General features: G+C 58.5%; 13 protein-coding genes and 1 CRISPR repeat array. All 13 genes read right to left on the reverse strand.

Annotated elements, in window-relative coordinates:
• The first annotated feature begins 12 nt into the window (after positions 1-12).
• A CRISPR array of direct repeats spans positions 13-469; the repeat unit is 29 nt; unit sequence CGGTTCATCCCCGCACCTGCGGGGAACGC.
• A 162-nt stretch (positions 470-631) separates the two neighbouring features.
• Positions 632-934 (reverse strand): type I-E CRISPR-associated endoribonuclease Cas2e, encoded by a 303-nt coding sequence (gene cas2e, locus ECTPHS_RS09545; protein WP_008932529.1) that lies wholly within the window; start codon positions 932-934, stop codon positions 632-634.
• Positions 915-1826: a type I-E CRISPR-associated endonuclease Cas1e gene (gene cas1e / locus ECTPHS_RS09550; protein ID WP_008932530.1), complete on the reverse strand. Its 912-nt coding sequence runs from the start codon at positions 1824-1826 to the stop codon at positions 915-917. Before cas1e ends, cas2e begins: the two co-directional genes overlap by 20 nt.
• A 3-nt stretch (positions 1827-1829) precedes the next feature.
• Positions 1830-2429 (reverse strand): type I-E CRISPR-associated protein Cas6/Cse3/CasE, encoded by a 600-nt coding sequence (gene cas6e / locus ECTPHS_RS09555; protein ID WP_008932531.1) that lies wholly within the window; start codon positions 2427-2429, stop codon positions 1830-1832.
• Entirely contained in the window at positions 2410-3069 is a 660-nt protein-coding gene (gene cas5e / locus ECTPHS_RS14260; protein ID WP_083838822.1) for a type I-E CRISPR-associated protein Cas5/CasD, read from the reverse strand. The genes cas6e and cas5e overlap by 20 nt, the downstream gene beginning before the upstream one ends.
• Positions 3070-3071: 2 nt before the next feature.
• Positions 3072-4181 carry a type I-E CRISPR-associated protein Cas7/Cse4/CasC gene (gene cas7e / locus ECTPHS_RS09560; RefSeq protein WP_040405734.1) on the reverse strand — a complete coding sequence of 370 codons (1110 nt, stop codon included), beginning with the start codon at positions 4179-4181 and terminating at the stop codon, positions 3072-3074.
• A 4-nt stretch (positions 4182-4185) separates the two neighbouring features.
• Positions 4186-4686, reverse strand: coding sequence for a type I-E CRISPR-associated protein Cse2/CasB (casB, locus tag ECTPHS_RS09565; RefSeq protein WP_008932534.1), 501 nt, complete (start codon positions 4684-4686; stop codon positions 4186-4188).
• Positions 4683-6179, reverse strand: coding sequence for a type I-E CRISPR-associated protein Cse1/CasA (gene casA, locus ECTPHS_RS09570; protein WP_040405726.1), 1497 nt, complete (start codon positions 6177-6179; stop codon positions 4683-4685). The genes casB and casA overlap by 4 nt, the downstream gene beginning before the upstream one ends.
• A gap of 211 nt (positions 6180-6390) precedes the next feature.
• The gene (gene cas3, locus ECTPHS_RS09575; protein WP_040405727.1) at positions 6391-8967 is read right to left on the reverse strand and encodes a CRISPR-associated helicase/endonuclease Cas3; all 2577 of its coding nucleotides are present in this window, start codon (positions 8965-8967) and stop codon (positions 6391-6393) included.
• 396 nt (positions 8968-9363) lie between these two features.
• Complete coding sequence (gene siaD, locus ECTPHS_RS09580; protein ID WP_008932539.1) at positions 9364-10167, reverse strand: biofilm regulation diguanylate cyclase SiaD; 804 nt, start codon at positions 10165-10167, stop codon at positions 9364-9366.
• The gene (siaC, locus tag ECTPHS_RS09585; RefSeq protein ID WP_305807542.1) at positions 10160-10555 is read right to left on the reverse strand and encodes a biofilm regulation phosphoprotein SiaC; all 396 of its coding nucleotides are present in this window, start codon (positions 10553-10555) and stop codon (positions 10160-10162) included. The genes siaD and siaC overlap by 8 nt, the downstream gene beginning before the upstream one ends.
• A 31-nt stretch (positions 10556-10586) precedes the next feature.
• Positions 10587-11135: a biofilm regulation protein kinase SiaB gene (gene siaB / locus ECTPHS_RS09590; RefSeq protein ID WP_008932541.1), complete on the reverse strand. Its 549-nt coding sequence runs from the start codon at positions 11133-11135 to the stop codon at positions 10587-10589.
• A 48-nt stretch (positions 11136-11183) separates the two neighbouring features.
• Positions 11184-13184 (reverse strand): biofilm regulation protein phosphatase SiaA, encoded by a 2001-nt coding sequence (gene siaA / locus ECTPHS_RS09595; RefSeq protein ID WP_008932542.1) that lies wholly within the window; start codon positions 13182-13184, stop codon positions 11184-11186.
• An 18-nt stretch (positions 13185-13202) separates the two neighbouring features.
• A complete protein-coding gene (locus ECTPHS_RS14035; protein ID WP_050814246.1) occupies positions 13203-15500 on the reverse strand; it encodes a bifunctional diguanylate cyclase/phosphodiesterase in 2298 nt (765 codons plus the stop codon).
• Positions 15501-15552: the final 52 nt, after the last annotated feature.

The raw sequence follows: 15552 nt of genomic DNA on the forward strand, positions 1-15552 counted from the left end.
ACCTCCGATGAACGGTTCATCCCCGCACCTGCGGGGAACGCACGATAACGTGTGGTACTGCCCATCCGGTTATCGGTTCATCCCCGCACCTGCGGGGAACGCTCCACGGCGGGCAAGCTGGCAGGCCGAAAGGGCCGGTTCATCCCCGCACCTGCGGGGAACGCACGCAGGAAATACACTTTTCACTGCCAACGAACGGTTCATCCCCGCACCTGCGGGGAACGCGACGATGCGGAGCTGACTCACGAGCACATGCGCGGTTCATCCCCGCACCTGCGGGGAACGCCTTACGCATCAATCGCAAGCAGGGCGCGCGACCGGTTCATCCCCGCACCTGCGGGGAACGCGGAATGAGCGGGAACAAAAATATCAGGATCAACGGTTCATCCCCGCACCTGCGGGGAACGCGAATCAATTTCCACTTTAATCATTTAAATCACCGGTTCATCCCCGCACCTGCGGGGAACGCACTTCCTCTAACTCCATGAAAAATTTAAATTTTTAAAGCACAAAAAACTCTACCAACACTTATTCCTTTCACGACACTTCCCAAGTTTTTAAAGAGCATTAAAAATCAAATAGTTATACATACCAAACAGAAGCAATCAGGATTTGTACCAACACATGCGCATCAGTTTCCTGCTTCATCCCCCACTGGATCGGGAAAAAAAGACACGAGTTTCATCCCGTCATGGTCCAATGGAAGGCGTCTGTTTTTGCCGCAGGTCTGAAAATCAAAGCCAGCCTCCGTATTGGTGGACCAAGCCATCACGGCATTGCCATCCTCTATACCGGCTACCACCTGCTCCCAGATCATCTCACGAATCCGGCGACTGACCTTCCCAACGTAAACCCCGGCTCGCGTTTCCAATAGCCAGATAGCCAGACGCCCACGCAAGCGCGGCGGCACATTTTCAACCACGATGACCAGCATCACCCAAAGGCTCCGCAAGAGGAATGGCCGGCGCCACAGATTCGGGCGCCGGTTCCGGCACTGCAAGTTCACCGGCGGCAAGCACCTGTTCGATGGTGGGGATGATGCGCGCGAGCACGCGCTTCTCACGAAACATATCCCGGCAGCCCTGCCTGACCTGCCTTTCAATCTGACGCTGAGGCTTCGAAGCGATTTTGAAAGCAATCGGAACCACAGTATCAAACTTGAACAGGTCTGCGATATCGTAGACGAACGACAGTGGTTTTCCGGTGTGAATGAAACCCACGGCTGGAGCATAACCAGCAGCAAGCACAGCGGCTTCGGTCACGCCATACAAACAGGCTGTCGCCGCACTGACAGCTCTGTTGATAGGATCTGCGGCATCCCATTCTCCCGGATCATAATGGCGACGCTCCCATTTGACGCCATGCTTGCGCGCAAGCATTTTGTAAATTTCCCGAACGCGCGCGCCTTCGATACCACGAAGCTGCTCCACGCTACGTTTAGCAGGCGCCTTCTCCCCGAATCGAAGCTCGTACATCTTGCGCACGACTTTCAAACGGGCATCGGGATCCAGTGCGAGCTTGGCCTGATACAGCAGACGATCCGACCGGGCGCCCCCGGGTTGCCCGGACGCATAAAGGCGAACACCGGCCTCCCCCACCCATACCAGTAAAGTTCCCACACGTGCAGCCAGCGCCGCCGCAGCATGAGAGACCCGGGTACCCGGCTCTAGCATGATGCACGCAACGCTTCCCACAGGGATATGCATACGGGTACCAGTCTTGTCCACCACAACAAAAGCGCCGTCGAGCACATCAATCCGGCCCTTTTCAATGAACACCATGGAAATACGGTCTTTCATCGGGATTGGCCTCAGCGGTGGCAGCACGGTCTACAGCCTCGCCAGGGTCAACAGCCCGCAGCCGAATGCCTTGGCCGGGCCAATACCATGTGACTGCAGGTTCCAGAACCGTTCGGGTGATTCAACTCGCAATACGCCCTCGAAGGTAGTCTGCACAATCTTCCCGGCCTTACCGCCTTTACGGAAGTGAAGCACCTTTCGACTCATGACCATCGTTTCCTGTAGCGAAGCCACACCCTCCAGCTTCTTTTGCAACCACAAGGACTGTTGCTGTTCGTCAATCAGAGGGACACGACAGCTTTTGACCCGCCCTTTTCCATTCATGCGGCCAGCCTCATCCTGAATCGTCTTGACTGGATTGGCCACCAGACGAAACCGCAGGGGCTGCCCTTCAGCCACCTGCGGCTGAAACGGTCGAGTTGCAATAACGGTGGAACACCCTCCCGAGGCAACAGGCTCCAGTGAGGACTGCATCAGCACCTCTGCCCCACCACGTACCTGACGTTCCAGACGGAAAAGAAACGGACGAGAGGCATCCGGTTGATCAGGAAAAAGCGCCCATAAGTTGCGATGCCATTGATAGGGCTGCGTCGCATCCTGTAGCAGGACTTTACTTAGATACATCACCATGCTGCTCCTTGCTGACGATAACCCCAAGCTGCCTGGTACCAAACTGCCTATGCCCCGGCAAGGGTACATCTCTGACCATGCGTCGACTATTCCCCAAGCCTGCATTGCAGCTATACACAAGGCCGTGACCTGGCGATATCCCCGCCAAAGCAGATAGCACACAGTCCGCTTGGCACCATCGCTCAAACAGTGGGCGGGTCAATGGGCAGGAGCGCCGACCGAGAAAAGGGGTGTAAAACGGTTTTTTTACTGCCTCCGCAATGGTTTCCAGATCGAAGACCGCGGCATCCCGTTGCGCCAATACCAAGGTAAAGCCAGCATCACAAAGATACTCCCGGCGCGACACCACGGGATGAGGATTCACACCACCACCTACCTTTCTCGCGTCCAGCACAGTGTGAAAGTCGGTAATGGTTACCGGATCCCTGCGAGGTCTTTGATCTGCCCGGATAGTCACCTCCAGACTATCACCAAGATCAATCAACCTGTCTCGCTCATGGCGATGTATGCCCAGACAGGCACCCAGCAGGCCGATAATAGCACTCAAGGTAGGAAAGGGCTGTATTGGGCGATAGTCTTCAAAGGTATGGGTACCCCATGCCTGCATGGGGCCTTCCAATTTGAGAATCAGATAGTCCATGTTCAGACTCCGGCATGTGCCACCCAATCCTTGAGTGCTTTCAAGGTAGGATGTTGGTGACATACCGATTTTTCGGACATCTTTATCGTGGTGCTGAAGACGCCGGTCTCGTCCTCCAAGCCGTAGCCTTCCCGGAGACGCTGAGAATATTCCATCAACTTTTCTGTGGAAGGCTCAAGGAAACCCTTGCTGCCATTGGAGCGAACCGGCGTTTCAAACGCATTGGCGAGGGAAATGGGCAAGTCGCTGAAACTGACCATGACCACATCGGCCAAGTTATGCGCTGCAAATGCCTGCTGCTTTGCAGACGGCACCACGGTTGCCATTAAATGAATCAGGTGCGAGGCAATTTCAAGCACTTCCTGGCGATCCGCGCCACCCAGATTCCGTTGCAACTGTCCCAGATTCAGACTGGCATAGCGATAAAATACTCCGGCACTGAATTCCTGGGTATTCAGGTGGCCCGCTCCGGTTTCCTCATCTGCATCCACCAGATCATCTACTGCGGTAAACCAGTCAATGTCAGCGTCCACGGCATGGGTGGTCAGTGCATGGGCCACCGACATGGCGCCGTCCACGGAGGTCATGACACCGGAAGTTGCCATGCGCCCGGATAAGGCCACATCCAGGCCGTGGCGTAGAGCCTCATCAAAGCGTTTGCCCTGTTTTTTCATTTCTTTTCGCAGTTTTTGCTCATCTTCGTCGGCGTCTCGTGCTGCCTTGATCTGTTCGCAGTAACTGGCAATTTCTTCCGCCACCCACGGTGCGACTGCCCGGTGCTTGAAATCATCATCGGCCGCCACCTTGCCTTCATCAAAACCCAACCATTCAATGGCTGTGTCGATCAGGTCCGGTGGATAACGCTCTTCCAAGGCAGCATGCATGCGCTTGCGAAGACGGTCCAGATGGCGAGTACGCATGGATGGTTGCCCCAAATGTTCACGGTAATACTCACTGGTCCGCATGGCCCGCTTGAGGCTCTGGCTGGAGATACGCACTCGGCGCACTCCCCCAAACACTGCGGACTTCTGCATATTCATGTCATCCCGGTTGAGACAGGACGGGCTATGAGAAATCAGAACATGGATATTGAGGAAGTTTTTTTCAGTCATGGCATCATCCTTGGTCATCGGACAGATCAGCGGTTTGGGAAGTATTGGAGGACAGGTCGATTTCGGTTACCAGAAAGTCCCGCAGAAGATCCTGCTTGGCGGACCGTCCCCAGAAATGAAGGCTACGGCCCAGTTTATTGGCATCCATCCCCGGTGAGTCGGCTTGCTGGAAGAGTCTGCGCAATTGCTCCAAATCGCGGGGAGAATGGCTGCGCAAGACCTGAAACATGCGTACTTCGTTGACGCGCCCCTTACGCAACGCCCGCCCAGGGGCAAGGCCCGGGATATGGCGTCCCAAATATGGGAGCAAAAAGGCAAAGCGTTGGAGTGCGAGGCTGGGTTTTCGATTGCCCAGCCAGCGGTAATAGGCGGGTAGGTCGGCCACGGCATCCAGGTTTTTCACCCGGCACAGGTCAGCCTGGCCACCAGTGCCGAGCCGCTGGTAGGCATCAACTAGTGGTATGAAAAAATCCGTTTTCTCCGCTTGATTGTTCTGTGCTGTCATGCCACTTTCTCCTTCGATTCAGACTCTCGTAGTGCCACATCCAGTGCGCGCCTGAACTTTGCATAGGCGGTCATGCCCTCGACCGAGTGCCGATAGGGCGCTGTCAATTCATCGAACAGCCGCCGAGCGATCTGGTGTAGAGCGTGAATGAATTCATCCACAGCCACTCTGGCTTCACGTCGATCCATCTGGCGCAACAGTTCATGAAGTCTGTGTCCCGTCGCCTGATAAAAGTGTTGTTCAGCCAGCGGGTAGACAGCAGCGCCGCATTCCTTGGCAAATCCATAGGTTTTACGGCGAAGCTCATCCTTCACCCGCAGGGCCTCATCAATGGCGCGTTGAACCTGCCTTTCGCTGATACGCCAGTCCATGGGGAGGCTGTAGAGTTCGTGTCGACGCTCAAGCACCGCCGCCTGATTGACCCGGTAACCGGCGACAATCATGGCAAAACGCCTTTCACGTGCGCTCAGAGCACGTTCAAACACGTCGAGGAACTGGGTAACCACCTGCGCAGGCTGACGCCCCCCGCCTGCATGCTGCTCTCGTTGAAGCAGATAATGATTCATCCAGGTCCAGGCCGGCGCCATGGTGGTGAACGACAGATAGCGGTCACGGGCGCGTTCACCCTTTTTCAGATCCCATAGCCTGGGACTATGCGGGTGATGCCACAGCCCCTCCACGGTGTAATTGAACTTCTCCTTGTTAAAGGCGGTGTAAACCCGGCTGGTCGGCAGGCCACAGGCATCACAAGACTGTCCCTCTTCCGATTCCGCAAGTTCCAGACGGGCGGGTTGCCACAGCAGCCCCCTTTCCAGACCGATGTCGGCGGCAGGTATTGTTTTACCGGCCACCAACGGCTCCACCCAGTTGGGGATACACTGCGTTGCATCCCGGTAAATGCGATCACGCTCCTCGGCGGAGAGGACGTTCAGCCAGACGGTTTCCCGCAGATCAGCGCCGGCCACCAGCGTGGTAACCGGTGCCCCGCCCCGCAATCCACCCTTGAATCCCCCACCAAAACTCGGGCAGTTGGAAGCTTGATTGAACAAGGCAATCGCAGTACAACCAGGACAGACGGCATGAATCTCTCCGGAATCATTAAAAAAGGCGTGATTGTTGCCCTCGGGCAATCCCACAAACAGTTTCTGGATAGGAGTCGGATCCTTGGCTGACACCCCGCGGCTCTGCATAAAGGGGGTCGCAGGATGGTCCAGGCGGAACCAATCCCGGTAAGAAGCGGCGGCTGAATCAAAACATTCCGAGGTGATGGGTGAGGCGACGCGCTCACGTAAGACTTTTCGATTCTCGGGGAGAAGAATGGTCTGCACCAGGCAGATCAGCAACTGTATGGCTGCCACTTCCATGTCATCCCGAGACAAGCTCACCGACCATGGGTGATCCTCGGTCAACAACTGGCGTAACCCAATACGCTGGACGGTCACCCCATCCCGACTACGGACAGGAATCCAGTCGGACTCCAGCAGGCACTCCATGGCAAACCTCCTTTGAAGTCGATGGTGAGGCCCTTCGCAGGAAGGGCACACCTTGACTCTAGCACTTAAAAATAAAAAACAAGGTATTATCTTGAAGAAAAATTCCCCATCTTTGAGACAATGGTGACGGCCTGATTCAGGCCCGCCCCTTCTTGGGGATGCACCGGTATTCTCTTGTATCCGGTTTGGAGTATTTTCCCTGTTCCCCAGATCACTGGGGCTGTGACGGGAGGGAGGAATCGCCCTCCCGCCATTCCAGCCCGATCTCCCTGGAATACCTCATCGCACCGACAGACCAACTGCCATCAGCCTGTGGTTCCAGGATCAACCGGTAACGCCCATGTTCATCCGGATTACCCAAGGCCGCCTTCCAGCCTTTGGGCGCATTGACGGCGTTGAGATCCTCGGCTTCGCGGCGTTCAAAATCATCAAGGGCAGATTCCTGACGACCATCCAGGTAGGCAACCCCCTGCGACATGCTTTGCAGCAGCAGCACCTTAAGGCCATTGTCCCCATCACGCGTCATGGCCGCCGCGTTGGCATCGGTATCTTGCAAGGGCATCATGTCGGCTTCGGCAAGCTGGCGAGCACCGAAAAATTTGCCCAATGCTGAATTCTGGAAAGTTTCCCAGTTCTGGAGAACGGCTTCCGGCTCATCCAGCCAAGCTTCTTCCGAGTACACGGACTCGATCCAAGGGCGGTAAACATCAGGGAACGTAATCCTGTCCGTTTCCTGTAACCGGCGGTGAGTTCGCCACAACACCCGACGATACCGGTAGATGACTTCGTGCAGACCATATTGCTCATCCGGCGGCAACAGCACCGTGCAGCGGGGGTCTTCAAATCCGGCCGGCCGATCAGTACGTGGGTGACGATGCAGCCGCCCCATACGCTGGAACAGCAAATCCACGGGGCAGAGCTGAGTGATCAACCAGTCAAAGTCCAGGTCCAGACTCTGCTCCACCACTTGGGTTGCAACCAGAATGCGGCCGGCGGCCATCCTGTCACGACCATAATATTCCATTACCCGCTGCTCGATGACCTGCCGATCTGCAAACAGATACCGGGCATGGAAAAGATCCACCGGCACATTGAGTGACCTTTCACGCAAACGTCGCCAAAGACCCTGCGCTTCACTCACCAGATTGCAGATCACCGCCACGCATGCTCCTTCATTGGCAGCCTGAATGACCTGATCGATATCCTGATCCGAAAGGCGAAGGTCAACCCGTTCCCGACATTCCAGGAAAACGGTCCTGGATTCCGGCAAATGCGCAGGTTCCCCTTGCAGATCCCAGTACCTGACGGGCGTGCCGCGCCCTGCCCAGGAAATCAATGGATAGGCACTGGATTGTTGTTCCGGTACTTCGCCCCCCCAAGCGTCCAACAGCAGATCCCGCTGGTAGGCCGGCAAAGTGGCAGACATGAGTATGGCGCTACCCCCGGCAGTGGCCTGAGCATGAAGGACACGAGTCAGCAGGCCATACATATAGGCATCATAGGCATGCACCTCATCCACAATCAGTACGGCACGACGCACACCGAAGGCACGGACGAAGTGATGACGGACCGCCAGCACGGAAATCAATACCTGGTCGATGGTGCAAACGCCAATCTGCCCGAGAAAGACCCGCTTGCGGCTCTGGGCAAGCCAATCGGCACACTGTACGGCAGCATCTTCCTTGCCCTGAGCAGTCGGGCGCCGACCGGCTTCCTTGAGAGCCATATATCCTTCATGGCGTGAAGCACGCCCATGAGCCAGTACCACGTTTTTCCGGCCGGGAAAGAGATTTGGCGCCACCTTTTCCAGCCTGTTTAGCATGGCATTGGCCGTGGCTTGAGTTGGCAGAGCAAAGATAATTGCCTCCGCCACCCCGGTAGCCAGAAGATGGGCGGCATAGGCTAGGCCAAACTCCGTCTTGCCGCAGCCTGTCGGTCCCTCCACCAGCAACAGACCCGCCTCCCGGGGCAGATCATCGACCAAACACTGGATCTGGCGGGGCGGGTAATCTGGGAAAATTTTTGACATACCCCCTTGGGATGGCCCTTTACCCAGCATGCCCGTGCTTTTCAGTGCGAACAGGGCTCGCTTTTTTGCCTTGGTTTCCCAATATTCCTGGAGAGGCTGAACTGTATCCCGATACTCAAACCAGTCGGCGTTGGAACCGATCCAGTCAGCAATCGAACAAAATCCAGCCAGAATCAGGGGACAGGCCGGTGGGTCATCCAAAAGAGAAAGCCCAGCAGGTTCCAGAAACAACCGCGCCAAAGATTGCAGCCAGGTTCTCCTAGCCTCCTGATCAAAGCAGCAAACCTCTTCCTCAGCATCCGGGTCGGCAGGTATCTTCGGACTGGAAAGATCACCGTGATGACCGGCTACAGCCTGCATCCAGGGCTGCCAGCAGTCGTAACGATCATCACTGTGCAATGGCACGGCACGCTCAAGCCAACCACAACCCGCTGGACCATGGGCGTAACGCTCCGGCTCCACGCTACCAAGATCAAAGTCCGGACGCAGGTGCAGCAACGCGGGAATAGATTTGAGTTGAAAGCGGATATCGAACTTGCCCAAATCGTGCAAGGCAACAAAAAACAGCACCCAAGCGTGAATCTTTAGCGGATCTGCGTCGCCATGCACCAGCATGAGCCGCTGAATGACAGGACTTGATTGCCACCATGCGTCAGCAACTGCTGCAACGTCCAGACAATGATAGGGAAGAAGATGGCAGAAATCCTGTGCATCTGCTTCCGGACGGGCCTTGCCCCAATATCTGTAAATGGCTTCCATCGCTCTTTTACGTTCCCTGAAAATACGGGCTCACGGCAATACAACCCAATTGAATCGACAATATACCCGGATGACCATGTAAGACTCTCCAATCCTGCCCGGACACCGCCATACCTGACTCCCCTCGGTATTCCATGTATATACATGGACCTACGAAGACAAGCGATTTCGCTACAGTGAGAGAAGATTCATTACAATTGGCTTATTGAAAAACACGGTTATCCTCATAGCCCACACAGAAGACAGCCGAGGCCTGCTGGGACAGCACAACTCGGGATCGTATTGATGTTTTTACGCGCAAACAGCGCCTGCCTCCATCTCCCGCTACTGGTCTCCCGCTTTCGCGGGAGTGACGGGCAAAGACCCGAACAGGTATGCAGCGCCGGTGAATCGCCGTCACTCCCCCACCACCACCCGGTCCCGCCCTTCTCTCTTGGCCTTGAACAAGGCATCGTCCGCCCGTTTGAGGGCGTCGTCCACGTCCTCCCCCGAACGCAGCAGGGTGACGCCGAAGCTGGCGGAAAGCCGGATGGGATCATCCTCGCCCACGGTGAGGGTGGAAATGGTCTGCCGGATACGCTCAAGCACCATGATCGCTTCATCCCGCCTCGTATCCGGCAGCATGAGCAGGAATTCTTCTCCACCCCAGCGGCCGTACACATCGTAAAGTCTCACGCCCTGACGAACGGCGCCGGCGATCTCGCACAGAGCCACGTCGCCCACTTCGTGGCCGAAACGGTCGTTGATCTGCTTGAAGTGGTCCACGTCCATCAGGGCAATGGCGAGACTTGTGTCCTTGCGGGTGGCGCGGTGGGTTTCTTCCTTGAGACGCTCCATCAGAAACCGCCGGTTGGCCAGTCCGGTCAGGGAATCCTGGTTGGCCGCCTGACGCAGGGTTTCAGTGACTTCCCAGAGATTGCGCTGGTACTGGTCCGAGATGCGGGCGAGCTTTTCCATGCGCCTGAGTTGTTTTTCACAGCGCTCGGCCAGGGTCAGGTTCTGGCTGTGTTCGAGCAGATGGTAGCCGTCGGATATCCTCAGCAGTCGCTCCATGCGCTGACTCTGGCCAAGGATGTGTTCGCCCACTTCCTCCAGCAGCGGTATGAGGGGGTGATGGGCGTGGTCGGGATCTTCCAGCGCGGCCTGGATCCGTTCCAGCAGAATCTTGCCGTCCTTGATCGAACCGGATGGCCTAGTCATCGGTGGTGGGGAGAATGTGGAACGGGAAGGTGTAGTCCTCGCGGAATTCTTCCGCCATTTCCATGACCCGTTCATTGCGGGGATCGTAATACCAGTTCACCCGGACTTCCCGGGATTGGGCATGGGCTTCTTCGAGCATGTCGAAGACGTCCATCATGGCCTTCACACTGCTGGTGTTCATGTAGATGAGTTCCAGCTCCAGGTGCAGGGGGCCGTCCGTCTCATCCAGGTACTGCTGGATCCAGGCAAAAATCCGGGCAAAGAATTCGAAGGAGTTCTCGGGATAGGAATTACCCGCCATGTGCAATCGCCCCCGCGCCCGGTCGGTGGCAATGGCGGGGGTGGACTGAGTGCCGGGGATTTCCAGTTCGTGGATCACTGACGACATGAGCATGTATCTTTTTTTTGATAATGATAGTTCAGATGACGGCACGCAGGCTGAAGAACACCCGGTCGTCGCCACCATTGACCGGCGAGATCCTGGCGCACAGCGGCTCCAGGGATTTCCGCGCCACATCCACCAGCCCCAGGCCGGCGCCGCTGAGCACGTCCTCGTCGCGGGGCTTGCGCAACTGGGCCTTGTAGGCCGCCTTGAGTTCCGCCTTGTCCATGGCCGCCAGTTCTTCCACCCGGTTTCGTAGCAGCTCGCCGTCTTCCCGTTCCACCATGTTACCGGCCATGATGACGTAGCGCCCGGCATCGTTGCGGGCGACGATGACGGTGGCGGAGCCGTCACGCTCATCGTAGCCCATGCGGGTGACGTAGTGGCGGATGTTCTGGGTCAGTTCAATATAGATGCCGAAGACATCCATCGCCGCGCCGGGGAGTGCGTTGTCCGCCTCCAGATAGTTTCTCAGGGCATTGCCGATCTCTTCGATCAGGCTGCGGGAGATGGGGCCGTTGAAGCACAGGAGGATATGGTCCTCGTTGAACTGGCGTCGCAGGCTGAACAGGTCGATCTCGGACATAAGGTGTGTTACCCCGTTGCGTATTTGACTTGCGGCATTTCCACTGGATCAGGATTGGTCGACGCGAAAGGCCAATACCGTGACGTCATCCCGCTGATCATGCTTGCCGCGGTAATCATCCAGGGCCTGATCCAGGGCAGCGGCCTGCTCGGCCATGGGGCGTCGGGCGTGGGCCATGAGCAGCGCCTTGAAGCGGGTCTGCCCCAGCCCGAAGCCCAGATCCCCCCCGGATTGTTCCAGGTAGCTATCGGTCACCAGGTAGTAGGTGGCGGCCGGGTCCAGTCTGAGTTCGGTATCTTCGTACCGCCCCACCCGACGATCCCCCAGGGCTCGGCGCCCGCCCTTGACGATCTCCACCTCGTGGCCATCGCTATGATAAAGGCTGATGCGCGCCCCCGAGTAACGCAGGATACCCCGACCCCGATCCACGAACACCAGTCCCGCATCCATGTGGGTGGCAATGGCCTGGGTGGTCTCGGCATCCTTGAGCATTTCCCGCACGATGCCGTCCGCATGGCGCAGCACGACCGCCGGAGACGCCATGCCAAAGGTGTTGATGGCCTGATCCAGGGCGGCTCGGGCCAGCATGGTCATCAGGGCGCCGGGTACCCCGTGTCCGGCGCAGTCCACCACGCCGATCAGGTAGCGTTCATCATCATTGTGAAACAGGTAGAAGTCGCCTCCCACCACATCCCGCGGACGCCAGAGCACGAAGTGATGGGAACCCAGCATATCGGCCATGCGGGTGTCCGGCAGGATGGCTCGCTGGATCAGGCTGGCGTAGTCGATGGACGCCTGGATCTGGCGTTGGGCCTTGGCCATTTCCTGGTTGGCCTGGCGCAATTTTGCGGTGCGCTCCTCCACCCGCACTTCCAGTTCATCGGTATGACTTTTCACTTGCTCGGCCATGCGCCCGAAAGCCCGGGTCAAGTCGCCGATCTCGTCCTTGCCGGCACGGGGTAGCTGGAGGTCGTAGCGCCCCTGGGACATGGCGGTGGCGGATTGCTGCAGCTCACGCAAGGGACGCAGCACGATACGATCCACGGCCAGACCGAACCCGATCAACAGGATCAGCAGCACCAGGGCCACCACCAGCAGACCGGCTCGCAGCCAGGCTTCCCGAATCACCGCGGCCGCGGCCAGATCCACCGCGGTGACTACATACCACTGAAGCTCCGGGATGTAGGCCAGGGCCAGCAACTGTTCGCGCCCGTCCAGGGTCACCGACAGCAGGGGTACGATATCGATCCGCTCCCGGGCCTGTTGCATGGCACGGACCAGTTCGGCGCGCTGCGGCCCATCCGGCAGGCGCTGGGCCAGGGTATATCCATTCACGGCGTCCGTGGTGGTGGAGGCAAAGCTGATCAGCGTCGGGTCCGGGTGGGCCTGGATGGCGCCCCCGAGATCCAGGATCATCGGCGTCACGCCCACGGGTCGGGTCTGGATGAAATCCTCCAGGAAGCCGCCCAGGTCAAGGCCCGTGCCGGCCAGTCCGATGCGGCGTTCGCCATCCAGCACCAGGACATTGAGCCAGACCCGGGTGGTACCCAGTTCCAGGTCAGGATTGACGTTGATGTTGTAGGTGGCCATCTGTTCCAGGGTGTTGAAGAACCAGGCATCGCTAGGTCTGTCCCGGTCCAGGGTGTAGCGGGGCCGATCACTGAAAGGCTGGTCGGTACCATTGAAGTAGTAGTGGCCGCTCAGGGCACTGGCGAGGAAATAGGAAGCGTCACGGAAGTCACGGCGATAACCTTCCGCCTCAAGAAAAAACAGTGTTCGCTTGTCGGCGTCGCCTTCATCCAGCAGCCACCGGCGTGACAGTTCCGAGTCTGCCAGGCGCATGGACAGGGCCAGGTCCCGGGAGACGGGGGCCAGAATCCGTTCCCGGTTCAGGCGCGTGAAGTTCTCGGCAAAGGCCTCGCCGAAGTATTGGCGGACACCTTCCAGCAGTTGCCAGCCGAGAATGCCGGCGGGGACCAGGGCCACCAGACAGGCCAACGCCAGGGCCAGGGTGGACTTGGCCCTGAGGCCCAGGGGGTGTTTCAACATGCGGCATCTCCGGAGACTTCAGGGCACATCGAAAGCCTCCTGCTTTTGCATCAGGGACAAACACGCGGCAGCCGGCATGGGGCGGGCGTAGAGATACCCCTGCGCCTGGTGGCAGCCCCGGTCACGCAGCCATTTGGCCTGATAGTGATTCTCCACGCCTTCCGCCACGGTAATCAGCGACAGGCTACGGGCCAGGGCCAACACGGCGCCGGCAATCAGCTCGGCCTCCCCGCCCATTTCCAGTTCCTTGACGAAGCGCTGATCAAGCTTGAGGCTGCTCACCGGAAAACGGCGCAGGTAGGCCAGCGAGGAGTAGCCGGTGCCGAAATCATCCACCGATAGGCTCACCCCGAGCGTGCACAGGGAGCGCAGTATCCGTTCCGCCACATCCATGTCTTCCATCAGGCAGCTCTCCGTCAGTTCCAGCTCCAGCGCCTCGGCGGGCAGGCCGGTGTCGGCCAGGGCACGCTCCACCTGTTCGACGAAATTGGCCTGGTAGAGCTGGACGGTGGACAGGTTCACCGCCACGGTGAGATCTTCAAACCCCTGCTCGCGCCATGCCTGACATTGCAGGCAGGCCTTGCGCAACACCTGCTCACCCAGGGGGATGATACTGCCGTTGGCCTCTGCGCGGGGGATGAAGACATTCGGGGGAATCATCCCTTGATCGGGATGGTTCCAGCGCAGCAGGGCTTCGACACTGACGATCGCGCCGGTGACCAGATCCACCTTGGGCTGGTAGTACAGCTCGAATTCGTCATGCTCCAAGGCCCATTCCAGGTCACGATCCATCTGCAGCAATTCGCTATGACGGGACATGATCACGGGCTCGAAGATGCTGTGACGACGCAGCAGGTCGTCCTTGGCGTTCTGCACGGAAAAGGCCAGATAGGCCAGCAGTTCCGAGGCATCAGTGGGATACGGCGGGCACAGGACGATGCCGATGTTGCCCTTGACCTCGATGCGTCGGGGGCCGATCTCCACGGGGGGCCGGAGGGCTCCCAGCAGATCCGCCGCCAGGCGTTCAGGGCTGTCCAGCTGGGGAGAATCGTAGAGCACCACGCCGAACTGATCACCATAGATGCGGGCCATGAGGACATCCGGCCCCATCAGTCTGCATAGACGCTCCGATATCCGGCACAGTAGTTCATCCGCCACCGATTCTCCCCAGATGCGGTTGATGTCGGTAAACCCTTCCAGGTCCAGCAGGAAGACGCCCAGGGACCGTTTTTCCGACCTGGCCAGGAACAACAGTTGGTTCAAGTGTTCCTTGAAGTGATCCCGGTTGGGCAGGCCGGTGAGGGCGTCGTGAGACGCCAGAAACTGGATGCGACTGATGGCATTTGCGTGTCGGTCATGACGTTGCAACAGCGTCCTGGCAATGGTCAGGGACAGCGCCAGGGTGAGAATCAGGAGAGCCAGGGTGACGCCGAGCAAGGTGATCCATTGACGCTGACTGGCGGCCTTGATGTCGCGGCCGGTATCGAGGATGTCGCGCACCAGCGTTCGCTCCAGCTGATGAAGTCCGTCGATCCGCTCCGAGGTGACCTGGAACCAATGCAAACCGTTCAGCCCGGCCGGCTGTTGTGTCTCGCCCTTCTGGGTGATGGCGGCGCGGATGGCCATCACTTCCTGATGAGCCGGCTGTTGCTCCAGGGCGTGGAGTCTGTCCACGTAAATGTCGGGCGCAAGGTTGAGAAACTGGCTGCGTTGCAGCTCCTGGACCGCCACCCGCTGCAGGTAATTACGAAAGATGACCGGATCCGGGGTGCCGGCGGTCAGCCAGGCACTACCCAGGGAACGTTCGCGGGCGGCCTGCTCCTTGAGCATGAGCAAGGGACGGTAGGCGGCCAGAAGGCTCAGCATGCCCGGGGTGGCGCCGGCCTCGGGCGTGGAAGAGGCGATCAGGATCAGGGGATCGATCAGACGGCCATAGGGATCGGCGCTTTCCAGGGGATGGAGCAGGTGGCGGTCCACCCGCTCGCGATGGGCCTCCAGCCGGGCCGCGCCTTCTTCCAGTTGCCGTCGGAACACCGCCAGGTCGGCGCCGGTCACCCGCTGATAAATGGTTTCATCCCGCTGATAGCGGCGCAGTGCCTGGTCCGTGGCATTCCGATGCTCGTCCAGGATCGCGCGAAAGTCATTATCCAGGGCACTGAGATAACCGACCGTACTGCCCCGTTCCGCCTGCAGTGCATGGATCAGGGCCTTGCCGTCCAGGGCCAGTTGGGCCACCTGGATCATGCGGGTGCGCTCCTCGTGGCGTTGATGATGCTCCCCAAGGGCAATGGTCGCCATGATCAGAAATGCCATCATGGGTATTGCCACAGTGGCGGCGATGCGAAGCCACAGCCTGTCCATGCCTCCC

This window comes from Ectothiorhodospira sp. PHS-1 (assembly GCF_000225005.1).
In the GTDB taxonomy this organism is placed as follows: Bacteria; Pseudomonadota; Gammaproteobacteria; order Ectothiorhodospirales; family Ectothiorhodospiraceae; genus Ectothiorhodospira.

Bases quoted from the DNA above. Each gene is read 5' to 3' on its own strand.
- cas5e (WP_083838822.1), bottom strand. From the start codon at position 3,069: ATGGACTATCTGATTCTCAAATTGGAAGGCCCCATGCAGGCATGGGGT.
- cas7e (WP_040405734.1), bottom strand. From the start codon at position 4,181: ATGACTGAAAAAAACTTCCTCAATATCCATGTTCTGATTTCTCATAGC.
- casB (WP_008932534.1), bottom strand. From the start codon at position 4,686: ATGACAGCACAGAACAATCAAGCGGAGAAAACGGATTTTTTCATACCA.
- cas2e (WP_008932529.1), bottom strand. From the start codon at position 934: ATGCTGGTCATCGTGGTTGAAAATGTGCCGCCGCGCTTGCGTGGGCGT.
- siaB (WP_008932541.1), bottom strand. From the start codon at position 11,135: ATGTCCGAGATCGACCTGTTCAGCCTGCGACGCCAGTTCAACGAGGAC.
- siaC (WP_305807542.1), bottom strand. From the start codon at position 10,555: ATGTCGTCAGTGATCCACGAACTGGAAATCCCCGGCACTCAGTCCACC.
- ECTPHS_RS14035 (WP_050814246.1), bottom strand. From the start codon at position 15,500: ATGATGGCATTTCTGATCATGGCGACCATTGCCCTTGGGGAGCATCAT.
- casA (WP_040405726.1), bottom strand. From the start codon at position 6,179: ATGGAGTGCCTGCTGGAGTCCGACTGGATTCCTGTCCGTAGTCGGGAT.
- cas6e (WP_008932531.1), bottom strand. From the start codon at position 2,429: ATGGTGATGTATCTAAGTAAAGTCCTGCTACAGGATGCGACGCAGCCC.
- siaA (WP_008932542.1), bottom strand. From the start codon at position 13,184: ATGTTGAAACACCCCCTGGGCCTCAGGGCCAAGTCCACCCTGGCCCTG.
- siaD (WP_008932539.1), bottom strand. From the start codon at position 10,167: ATGACTAGGCCATCCGGTTCGATCAAGGACGGCAAGATTCTGCTGGAA.
- cas3 (WP_040405727.1), bottom strand. From the start codon at position 8,967: ATGGAAGCCATTTACAGATATTGGGGCAAGGCCCGTCCGGAAGCAGAT.